Annotated in this window: 11 protein-coding genes; 4 read left to right on the top strand and 7 right to left on the bottom strand. The window is 71.1% G+C overall.

The genetic code is table 11. The annotated features are described in order from the left end of the window. Window positions 1–8 precede the first annotated feature (8 nt). The gene (locus OG230_RS12355; protein WP_328910233.1) at window positions 9–464 is read left to right on the top strand and encodes an anthrone oxygenase family protein; all 456 of its coding nucleotides are present in this window, start codon (window positions 9–11) and stop codon (window positions 462–464) included. A gap of 70 nt (window positions 465–534) precedes the next feature. Here the strand turns inward: OG230_RS12355 and OG230_RS12350 are convergent, their stop codons facing one another. From OG230_RS12350 to OG230_RS12325, 6 genes are all read right to left on the bottom strand, one after another. Then, window positions 535–849 (bottom strand): L-rhamnose mutarotase, encoded by a 315-nt coding sequence (locus OG230_RS12350; protein WP_328910232.1) that lies wholly within the window; start codon window positions 847–849, stop codon window positions 535–537. Between the two features lie 17 nt (window positions 850–866). Continuing rightward, on the bottom strand, window positions 867–1,952 hold the full coding sequence (gene rhaS, locus OG230_RS12345; RefSeq protein ID WP_328910231.1) for a rhamnose ABC transporter substrate-binding protein: 1,086 nt from the start codon (window positions 1,950–1,952) through the stop codon (window positions 867–869). A 45-nt stretch (window positions 1,953–1,997) separates the two neighbouring features. After that, window positions 1,998–3,050 carry an ABC transporter permease gene (locus tag OG230_RS12340; RefSeq protein ID WP_328910230.1) on the bottom strand — a complete coding sequence of 351 codons (1,053 nt, stop codon included), beginning with the start codon at window positions 3,048–3,050 and terminating at the stop codon, window positions 1,998–2,000. Beyond that, a complete protein-coding gene (locus tag OG230_RS12335) occupies window positions 3,034–4,089 on the bottom strand; it encodes an ABC transporter permease (RefSeq protein ID WP_328910229.1) in 1,056 nt (351 codons plus the stop codon). Before OG230_RS12335 ends, OG230_RS12340 begins: the two co-directional genes overlap by 17 nt. Next, entirely contained in the window at window positions 4,086–5,609 is a 1,524-nt protein-coding gene (locus tag OG230_RS12330; protein WP_328910228.1) for a sugar ABC transporter ATP-binding protein, read from the bottom strand. The genes OG230_RS12335 and OG230_RS12330 overlap by 4 nt, the downstream gene beginning before the upstream one ends. 270 nt (window positions 5,610–5,879) lie before the next feature. Beyond that, window positions 5,880–6,473, bottom strand: a complete 594-nt coding sequence (locus OG230_RS12325) for a GNAT family N-acetyltransferase (RefSeq protein WP_328910227.1) — start codon at window positions 6,471–6,473, stop codon at window positions 5,880–5,882. Window positions 6,474–6,693: 220 nt separating this feature from the next. On the opposite strand from OG230_RS12325, the gene OG230_RS12320 reads away from it, so the two are divergent. Beyond that, the gene (locus OG230_RS12320) at window positions 6,694–8,193 is read left to right on the top strand and encodes an FG-GAP repeat protein (RefSeq protein WP_328910226.1); all 1,500 of its coding nucleotides are present in this window, start codon (window positions 6,694–6,696) and stop codon (window positions 8,191–8,193) included. A gap of 105 nt (window positions 8,194–8,298) precedes the next feature. On the opposite strand, the gene OG230_RS12315 is transcribed toward OG230_RS12320, so the two are convergent. After that, window positions 8,299–8,940: an acyl-CoA-like ligand-binding transcription factor gene (locus tag OG230_RS12315; protein WP_328910225.1), complete on the bottom strand. Its 642-nt coding sequence runs from the start codon at window positions 8,938–8,940 to the stop codon at window positions 8,299–8,301. Window positions 8,941–9,001: 61 nt separating this feature from the next. Between OG230_RS12315 and OG230_RS12310 the strand changes: the two genes are divergently transcribed. Beyond that, complete coding sequence (locus OG230_RS12310) at window positions 9,002–9,928, top strand: oxidoreductase (protein WP_328910224.1); 927 nt, start codon at window positions 9,002–9,004, stop codon at window positions 9,926–9,928. A gap of 87 nt (window positions 9,929–10,015) precedes the next feature. After that, window positions 10,016–10,450 carry a hypothetical protein gene (locus OG230_RS12305; RefSeq protein WP_328910223.1) on the top strand — a complete coding sequence of 145 codons (435 nt, stop codon included), beginning with the start codon at window positions 10,016–10,018 and terminating at the stop codon, window positions 10,448–10,450. The last annotated feature ends 181 nt before the right edge of the window (window positions 10,451–10,631 follow it).

Raw genomic sequence — 10,631 nt, 5'->3', positions numbered from 1 at the left:
TGGGCGCCATGTTCTCCCCGTTCATGATGGCTGCCGTGATCACCGCCGGCCTCTACGCCGGCTTCATGCTGACGTTCCTGATCGCGATCATGCCCGGCCTCGGCGCGCTGCCGGACGACATGTTCACGGCCACGATGCGCCGCTTCAACGAGAAGGTGCCGGGACCGGTGTTCCTGGTCGTCTTCCTCGGCGTGGTCGCCTTCCCCGCCGCCGCACTCCTCACGTCCGGCGGGCGCGACGGCGGCGAACGGCTGCTGGTCGCGGGCGCGCTGGCCTGCGCGGTGGTCAGTCATCTGATCACGATCGCCGGGAACATCCCGCTGAACAACGCGCTGGCCGCCTCCGAGGGCGGCGACGACCGTGCGGCCCGGGCGGCGTTCGAGCCCCGCTGGAACCGGCTCCACCGGATCCGCACCCTCGTCACCATCGCCTCTTTCGCGCTGCTCGCCGCCGTGGCGCTGTAGGGCCCGCCTAGGGTCTTTCGTTTGGATCAGGCCGGACCCCGCGAGCCCGGCATGATCCAAACGAGAGGCCCTAGGCCAGGTGGAAGACCTCGGTCAGCGGGACCATCGCCTCGTCCGCCGCCTCCGGCTGCTCGAAGAACTCCGCCATGTCCCGCTGCCACCGCTCGTTGACCTCGGTCGCCGCCATGGCGTCGCGGGCGGCGCCGAAGTCCTCCGTCTCCAGATAGCCGACGAGCAGTCCGTCCTCACGCAGGAAGAGCGAGTAGTTGCGCCAGCCGCACTGCGAGAGCGCGGCGAGCATGTCGGGCCAGACCGCGGCGTGCCGCGCGCGGTACTCGTCGACGCGGTCCTCGCGGACCTTCAGCAGAAAACAGACGCGCTGCACGGAACCGGCTCCCTGGCTCAGAAGTTGAACTGGTCGATGTTCTCGGCGTCGAAGACCGTCGGCTCGCCGAGGATCACCTCGCCGTTCCTGCCCACCGTGTACTCGCCGAGCTTGCCCGCCGTGAACGTCTCGCCCTCGGCACCGGTGATCTGCCCCGAGGCCAGTGCCGCCGCCGCGTACGAACCGAGGTAGCCGAGCTCCTCGGGATTCCACAGCGAGAACTGCTCGACGGTGCCGTCCTTGACGTACTTCCGCATCTGGTTCGGTGTCCCGAGCCCGTTGAGGACGACCTTGCCCTTGTACGAGGAGTCGCTGAGGTAGCGGGCGGCAGCCGCGATACCGACCGTGGTGGGCGAGATGATGCCCTTGAGGTCGGGGTACGCCTGCATCAGCCCCTGCGTCTGCTGGAACGACTTCTGGTCGGCGTCGTCCCCGTACGCGACCTTGACCAGCTCCATGTCCTTGTACGCGGGAAGTTCGAGCTCCTTCTTCATGAACTCGATCCAGGTGTTCTGGTTCGTCGCGTTCTGCGTGGCCGAGAGAATCGCGATCTTGCCCTTGTGGCCGAGCTGCTCACCGAGGTGCTGGACGAGACTGCGGCCGATCTGCTCGGAGCTGGCCTGGTTGATGAAGAGCTGACGGCAGTCCTGCGCCGTGTCGGAGTCGTACGCGACGACCTTGATGTCCTTCTTCATGGCCTGCTTGAGCGGGCCGCACACCGCGTTGGGGTCGTTGGCCGCGATCAGGATGGCGTCCTGGCGCTGCTGGATCAGGGTGTTGATGTAGGAGACCTGCGAGGAGGCGTTGGCGTCGGACGGGCCGACCTCCTTGCCCGTGCCGCCGTACTCCTTCGCCGCCGCGATACCCGCCTCGTCGACGATCTTCTCGTACGGGTTGTTGATCTGCTTGGGCAGGAAGGCCAGCTTCAGGCCCTTCTTCAGCGGCGCGTCCGGATCGGCCTTCGCGGAGCTGCCCGCCTTCGCGGCGCCGCTCCCCTTGCTGTCCTTGGTGGTGCCGGAGCAGGCGGTGAGGGCCAGGGCGAGGGAGAGGGCGGTGGCGGCGGTCGCGACGGCGCGGCGCCCGGCGGCATTGCGGAGCATCATGGCGGCGTTGTGCCTTTCGACGGGGTGCGGAGGAGGGGAGTTCCGTTACTGGGCGGGCGCGTTCGCGGCGCGCCGGTGCCTTCGTTCGACGACCGACGCGATCACCCGCGGGGTCAGGACCGACGCGACGAGCAGCAGACCGGTCACGATGACCTGGACCTCGTTGGCGATGTCGTTGAGGGTGAGCAGGTTCTTCAGGACCCCGATCAGCAGGACACCGGCGACCGCGCCGAAGAGCGTGCCCTTTCCGCCGTCGAAGTCGGTGCCGCCGAGCAGGACGGAGGCGATGACGAGCATCTCGAAGCCGAGTCCGTTGTCGGCGCGGGCACTTCCGTACCGCAGGGTGAAGACGATCCCCGCGAACGAGGCGAACAGCCCGGTCACCACGAACAGCAGCAGCTTGATGCGCTTGACCCGGATGCCCGCGAAGTACGCGGCCTCCTCCTGGGCGCCGATCGCGAACAGCGAGCGGCCCAGGCCGGTGGCGTGCAGCACCACCGCGGTGACGGCCGCCAGCACGACGAAGAGGAGGACCGGATACGTGAGGAAGGTGCCGGGCACCGTCGTGGTGTCGACGGCCCAGTCCGCGTACACCTGCGGGAAGTCGGTCACCGCGTCGCTGCCGAGCGCCACCGAGGCCAGACCCCGGTAGAGCGCCAGGGTGCCGATCGTGACGGCGAGGGACGGCAGGCCCACCCGTGTGACCAGCCAGCCGTTGAGGAGCCCTCCGGCGACGCCCACCAGGAGCACCACCGGCACGATCGTCTCGAACGCCCAGCCCGCCTCCCACAGCGCACCGGTCAGCGCGCTGCCCAGACCCAGCATGGAGGCGACGGACAGATCGACCTGGCCCGCGACCACCAGCAGCGTCATCGGGAGGGCGATCAGGGCGACTTCGGCGATGTCGTTGAAGGCGAAGGCGAGATTCCCGCTCGATCCGAAGCCCTCCGTCGTACCGAGGCCGACCGCCAGCACCGCCACCAGCAGCACACCGACCGCGGTGTCCCAGCGCAGCGCGAGGGAGCGCAGGAGACCGGCGCCGGAGCGGGTCTTCGCGGGCGGCTGCGGGGCCGCCGTCGTCTCAGGCGCCATGGTCATGGCGGGCGCTCCTCTTCCTCAGTGCGGCGGTCATCCGCAGGTTCACGATCCGGTCGACGCTGATGGCCAGCAGCAGCAGTGCGCCGGTGATGGCGCCCTGCCAGAAGGAGTCCACCTTCAGGACGACCAGGACACTGCCGATGGTGGTGAGCAGCAGGGCGCCGAGGGCCGCGCCCCAGACGGTGCCGGTGCCGCCGGTGATGGCGACGCCGCCGACGACTACCGCGCTGACGACGGTGAGTTCCCAGCCGTGCGCGTTGTCCGCCACCACCGTGCCGAAGCGCGCCAGCCAGAGGGCGCCGGCGAAACCGGCGACGGCGCCGGAGAAGGCGTACGCGGCGAGCACCCGGCGCCGGATCGGCACACCGGCGAGCCGGGCGGCCTCGGGGCTCGACCCGATCGCGTACAGCTCACGGCCCGAGCGGTAGCTGCGCAGGAAGTACGCGGTCGCCGCGAGCAGCACCACGGTGACGAGCGGCAGATACGGCACGCCGAGGAGGCTGCCGCTGCCGAGCCCCAGGATCTGCTCCGGCACCTCGGCGGCGCTGATCTGGTCGCCCTGCGCCCACCAGTAGTCGACGCCCTGGATGATGTAGAGCATGCCGAGCGTCACGACGAGGGCCGGCACCTTGCCGAAGCTCACGAGGGCGCCGGACACCAGCCCGCACACCACGCCGATGGCGATCCCGAGCAGCATCACCGTCACCACGCCGTGGTCGGTCCCGGCGACGAATCTGCCGCAGGCGAACGCCGAGAGGCCGACGACGGACCCCACCGACAGATCGATGTTGCGGGTGATGACGACGGCCGACTGGCCGACCGCGAGCAGCACCAGGATTGAGGCGTTGAGCAGCAGGTCCTTGATGCCCTGGTCGGACAGGAACCGCGGGTTGGCGAGGTAGGTACCGAGGATCAGCAGCAGCAGCGCCCCGGCGATGGAGATCTCACGGGCCCGGAAGACGGCGTCCATGAGGGAGGCCGCGCTCCTCGCCGGAGCCTTCCGGCCGGTCTCCGGAGGGCTCTCGATGGTGGTGGTCATGCCGCCGTCCTTCCGCCCAGTCCGGTCGCCGCCGCCATCACCGATTCCTCGGTGGCCGTCGCGCGCGGGATCTCGGCGACGAGCCGGCCCTCGTGCATGACGAGGACGCGGTCCGCCATCCCGATGACCTCGGGGAGGTCGGAGGAGATCATCAGTACGGCGAGTCCTTCCGCGGCGAGTGAGGAGAGCAGCCGGTGGACCTCGGCCTTGGTGCCGACGTCGATGCCGCGCGTCGGTTCGTCGACGACGAGCACGCACGGTTCGGTGGCCAGCCATTTGGCCAGGACGACCTTCTGCTGGTTCCCGCCGGACAGGACGCCGACGGCGTCGGCGAGGCGGTTGTACTTGAGCTGGAGGCGTACGGCCCAGTCGGCGGCCCGGTCGTGTTCCAGGGCGCGGCTGACGAGACCTCCCCGCCGGACCTCGTCCAGACCGGTGAGACCGATGTTGCGCTCGATCGACATATCCATGACGAGCCCGCGCTGGCGCCGGTCCTCGGGGACGAGCGCGAGCCCGGCGGCCATCGCGGCGGTGGGCGAACCGGCCCGCAGGACCGTGCCGTTCACCCGGACCTCGCCGGCGTCCGCGCGGTCGACGCCGAAGACGGCCTGGGCGACCTCGGTGCGCCCGGCGCCGACGAGTCCGGCGAGTGCCACGATCTCCCCGCGCCTGACCTCGAACGACACGTCGCGGAAGACGCCTTCGCGGGTCAGCCGCCGTACCGACAGGGCGACTTCGCCGACCTCGGCGTCCTGCTTCGGATAGAGGTCGCCGAGATCGCGCCCGACCATCCTGCGTACGAGATCGTCCTCGGTGAGCCCGTCCAGCGGCTCGGAGGAGATCCACCGGCCGTCGCGCAGGGTCGTCACGCGCTGGCACAGCTCGAAGATCTCGTCGAGGCGGTGCGAGATGAACAGCACGGCGGCGCCCTCGGCCCGCAGTGTCTGTACGACGGAGAAGAGCCGGGCCGTCTCGCTGCCGGTCAGCGCGGCCGTCGGCTCGTCCATGATCAGGACCCGGGCGTCGAAGGAGAGCGCCTTGGCGATCTCGACGATCTGCTGGTCGGCGATGGAGAGGCCGCGGGCCGGCCGGTCCGGGGCCAGATCGACTCCGAGCCGGCGCATCAGGGCCGCGGTGGTCTCGCGCACCGCCTGGTGGTCGATCCGGCCGAACGCGCGTCGCGGCTGGCGGCCCATGAAGATGTTCTCGGCGATCGACAGGTCGGGGAAGAGCGTCGGTTCCTGGTAGATGACCGCGATACCCGCGTCGCGGGCATCGGCCGGGCCGTGGAACACGACGGGCTCGCCGTCAAGCAGCACCTGCCCGCTGTCGGGCCGGTGGACCCCGGCGAGGGCCTTGATGAGGGTGGATTTCCCCGCGCCGTTCTCCCCGGCGACTGCGTGGGCCTCGCCGGGGAAGAGGCTCAGAGACACGTCCTGCAGGGCCCGTACGGCTCCGAAGGACTTGCTCACGCCCTTCAGGGCCAGGACCGGGGCCGGGCCCGTGGCGGACTGGTTCATGGGAGCTCCTCAGCGGTGGGGTCGAGTCGGTCTCCACCCGCCGTGAAAGGTTTCAATGAGGTTGCTCGGAAGCTAAACGGGGATTGCGGGCGCAGTCAATGGGTTGGTGGTGGGAAGTTCGTGAGGGAACGTGGGGCTGCGACCTGAACGGGCCGAATGGGCCGGAACACTTGACAGTGTTCCGGCCTGCCCCCTATCTTCCCCGTTTTCTGAAACGATTCATGCCAGGGTCGGGAGCCGTCCGAGGCGCCCGGTGCCGCCGACGCCCCGTCAGGAGCCTTCCGGCCGTGGCGCATCCGGTCCCGACGCGTCCGGTCGGGCCGGGTGCCGGGGGCCCAGCAGGACCGTCAGGGCCGCTCTGCCGGGCACCGTCACGGGCACCTGGTACCAGCCGGCCCGCTGGTAGAAGCGCAGCGCCCCCTGCGCGCGGACCGAGGTCAGCAGCCAGCAACGGCCGTCCGCCGCCGGACCCGTGACCGTCGTGAGAAGGGCCGCGCCCAGGCCCGTGCCGCGCGCCCGTGCGGTGACGGCGAGTTCGTCGACCTCGAGCCCGCCGCACAGCCAGGCGGTGGTCCGCTCCGGCCCGAGGGCGGCGGCCACGTGTCCGTAACTGCGGTCCTCCGGAAAGGACTCGGGCGTGGACCAGGCGGTGGCGAATCCGACCACCGTGTCCCCGTCGAACGCGAGCGCGGCCGTGAACCCGGGCCGCTGCGCGTCGGCGGCCAGCCGTTCCACGTAGAGGCCGGCCATGGCCTCGTCCTCGTCCCACGGCGGGGCCGAGAACACCTCCGCGTACACCCGTCGGATGCCGTCGGCGTGCACCGGCAGACTCGCGCCCGCCACGAGCCGCACCTCTGTGCCCACGCCATCGCTCCCGTCCCCGGCGCCCCGGCCGGCCGCCGTGACGAGTGATCAAGGATAGGGCGCCGTACGCCTGATGCCGTTCCCGAATCGGCGGATCCGGCCACGGGCGGCGCACAACCCTTACCGGGTCCCGCCCGTCTCAGCGTATGCAGGACACACCCCCGCGTACTCACCGATTCAGCACAGAGAATTTCTCTTGAACTCTCGTTAAGGAGTCCGTGTGGCATCCCGAGCATTCGGAACGACCGTGGCACTCGCCATCACCGTGGCCGCCGCCGCGGTCGTCACCGCACCCGCGGCCCAGGCGGCGGCCCCTGCGCGCGCGACCGCGTCCGCCGCTGCGCCGACGGCACCGGTCGCCCCGGTCCCGGGCCGTACCGACTACAACGGCGACGGATTCGCCGACCTCGCGGTCGCCGCACCCGGCGCCACCGTCAACGGCAAGGCGGGGGCGGGTTACGTCGGTGTGGTCTACGGCTCCGCGAGCGGTCCGGCGACCGCCACCAAGCAGATCGTCACCCAGGACTCGGCGGGTGTCCCCGACGTGGCGGAGGCCGGTGACGCCTTCGGCAGCGCGATCGTCTCCGCCGACCTCGACCGGGACGGCTACAGCGACCTGGTGGTCGGCGCCGAGACCGAGAAGGACGGCACCGTCGAGCGCACGGGCCTGCTGACCGTCGTCTGGGGCGGGGCGAGCGGCCTGTCCGGAGGCGCCACGCTCTACACGGGCGAGCAGTACGACGGGGTCGGCGGCCGGCTCACGGCGGGCGACTTCAACGGAGACGGCGCCCCGGACCTCGCCACCGTCAAGTGGGCCGACCTCCAGACCCTGTCGGGCCCCTTCACCCGTGCGGGAGCCGCGGCCGGCACCACCGCCTACCCCGACATGGACGACATGCGCTACCTCGACCTCGCCTCCGGCGACGTCAACGGGGACGGCCGCGACGACGTCGTCGCGCTCCGGCACTCCGGCGACGAGTACGACAGCCGCTCGGTCGCCGTCGCCGCCGGTGGCGCCACCGGCCTGGGGCCTCTCGCCCCGGTCAAGGGCGCCGACGGCTACGCGATCGAGGGCGGCGAACACCTCGCCGTCGGCCGGGTCAACGGTGACGTCTACGCCGACCTCGTCGTCGGACGATCCGTCGACGGCTACGACAGCGACCTCGACCTGCCGCTCGCCAAGGGCGGCATGGTCACCTACGTACCGGGCGGAGCCACCGGCGCGCAGGGCACCAGGACGAAGGTCTTCAACCAGGACTCGGCGGGCATCCCCGGTGCGGCGGAGGCGTCGGACGGCTTCGGTTCGTCCGTCGCGATCGGCGACACCAACGGCGACGGCTACGGGGACGTCGCGGTGGGTGTCTCGGGCGAGGCGCTCGGAACGGTCGCGCGGGCGGGCGCGGTCCTGGTGATGCCCGGCACCTCCACCGGCCCCACGGGTACGGGGACCAAGGGCTTCAACCAGGACACGGCGGGCGTGGCCGGAGTCGCCGAGCTCAACGACAGGTTCGGCGCGGCTGCGGCCTTCGTCGACGGCAACAAGGACGGCCGCGCGGAACTCGCGGTGGGTGCCCCGGGAGAGGACGCGGGCGCGGGCGCGCTCTGGTTCTTCCCCGCCACGACGGCCGGCACCACGGCCACGGGCTCGTCGGCCATCAACAACGCGACGCTCGCGACGGTCGCCGTGAAGGCCGCACTGGGCGCGTCCTTCGGCCGCTGAGGCGGCGCGGGACCTGAACGCACCGGGGGAGCGGCCGCCGACCAGCGGTCGCTCCCCACGGCGTTGCTCACCGGACGCGCCGGGGCCCCCGAACCCGAGGACTCCTCAGCCCTGCCCCCGCACGGCATCCAGCGCGGGGGCGACGAGGGCGAAAGCCCGCGCGATCAGTTCGGTGGGGTCCTGCGTCCCGTCGCTGCCGCTCCACCGTGCGAGCACGGTGTCGAAGGCGGTCAGCGCCATCCCGGCGGCCATCCGCGGGTACAGGTCGGTTTCGGGATCGCGGCCGAGCCGCTGCCCCAGCTCGGCCGTCAGATCGTCGTGCCACTGCCCCTGCCGCTCCAGGAAGCGGGCGCGCAGGGCGGGCGTACGCAGAATCAGCTGGACCACGCGCAGCGCCCTCTCGGAGTGGTCGGCGCAGGTGGCCAGCGGGACCGTGACGGCGTGCCGCAGCGCCACGGACGGCGGCTCACCGGCGGGGCGCTCCGCCAGCTCCGCGCGCATACCGGTGCCCATGTCGGCGAGGAACTGGACGACCACGTCCTCCTTGGACGCGAAGTACCGGAAAAACGTCCGCTTGGACACGCCGGCGGTGGTCACGATCTCGTCGACGGTGACCACGTCGAAGCCCTTGAGCGCCAGCAACTGCAGCGCGGCCTCGGTCAGTTCGTCCGACACGAGCTGACGCTTGCGCTGGGCCAGGCTGCTGGTTTCAGGGCGGGAGCTCACCTCGCCGATGGTACACACCATGCCACACATGACACTCGGTATCGTCTTGACACTTGGTGCCACCGGCGGCAACGTATGTCACATGACGCAGAAGAAGCGCTGGACCACCGAGGACATCCCGGACCAGGCCGGGCGGCTGTTCGTCGTCACCGGAGCCAACAGCGGCCTCGGCCTGGCGACGACCCGGGCGCTCGCCCGCCGCGGCGCGCGCGTGATCCTCGCCGTACGCGACGAGGAGAAGGGCCGCCGCGCCGTCGCGGAGATCTCCGCGGCACAGCCGGGCGCCGCCCTGGAGGTGCGCCCCCTCGACCTGGCCGACCTCGACTCGGTCCGGGCCTTCGCCGCCGGGATGCGCGCGGACCATCCGCGCCTGGACGCGCTCGTCAACAACGCCGGAGTGATGGCGCCCCCGCGCTCGCTGAGCGCCCAGGGCCACGAGCTCCAGTTCGCCGCCAACCACCTCGGCCACTTCGCGCTCACCGGACTGCTCCTCGGCCTGCTGGGCGACGGGCGCGACCCCCGTGTGGTCACGGTCAGCTCGATCAAGCACCGCCAGGGCCGCATCCGCTTCGACGACCTCTCCGGCGAGCGCGGGTACAGGCCGATGGCCTTCTACGACCAGTCGAAGCTCGCCAACGCCCTGTTCGGCCACGAGCTCCACCGGCGGCTGACCGAGGCCGGCAGCCCGGTACGCAGCGTGCTGGCCCACCCCGGCTACACGGCCACCAACCTGCAACTGGCCGCGCCGACGGGCCTGATGCGCTTCGTCTTCGGCCGCATCGGCAACCCCCTGCTCGCCCAGTCCCCGGCCCACGGCGCCCTGCCCCAGCTGTACGCGGCGACCGCCCCGGACATCGCGGGCGGCGACTTCATCGGCCCGGACGGCCCGGCGGAACTGCGCGGCGCGCCGACGCGGGTGCGTCTGTCCCCCGCGGCAACCGACCCCGGGACGGCCGCGCGCCTGTGGCAGCTCTCGGAGGAGCTGACCTCCGTACGCTTCACGATCTAGGCTCACAGTGGCGTCTTTGCGCCACTCCAGCCTCAACTCCCGTTCCTTTTCCTAGGATCGCTCGAACGTGGAACAAGGGGAGGTCACGTGCGCCGACTTGCGCGTTCGATTCTCGTGGCGGCCAGTGCGGCCGCACTGTTCGGTGCGATGTCCGGGGTGTCGTACGCCTGGACCCAGCCGCTGTCGCTCTGCGAAGGCTCGGAGCAGGACGCCGGCGCCGTGGACTGTCACGTCCGCTTCTGGACCGACAACAGCTACCTGGAGGAAGCCGGAATCGGGTACTTCACCGCCTACGGTGAGCGCCTGACGGCCAGGGACTCCCACGCGGACGGGTACGGCGTCTACGCCAAGGCGACCTGGGCCGCCGGCGGACAGTCCGGAGAGGTATGGGCCACCGGTGGCTCGGGCGACAGCGATTCGGCGGACCTCACGTTCCCCGAGGGCTCCAAGATCACCCTCAAGGTGTGCCAGACGGACAACGGCGGACTGTACAACTGCCTTTCGGTGACCGCGACGGCCTGACCGCCCCCGTCTCCCGACACCCGAAGGGCGCCTGACCACCCGTAGAAACCCGGCGACAGCCGGACAGCGCCGTCGTACCAGTCCACCGCGACCCAATGGATGCCGAACTACGGGCGGGGCGGTCACTGAGGGCATGCGCGCTCGTCGCGTAGCCACTCGCGGTTGGCGTCGATTGCCTGCA

The sequence above is a fragment of the Streptomyces sp. NBC_00234 genome (assembly GCF_036195325.1).
Lineage (GTDB): Bacteria > Actinomycetota > Actinomycetes > Streptomycetales > Streptomycetaceae > Streptomyces.
Note: the sequence above shows the minus strand (reverse complement) of the source record. Positions and strands in the feature narration are given on the sequence as shown.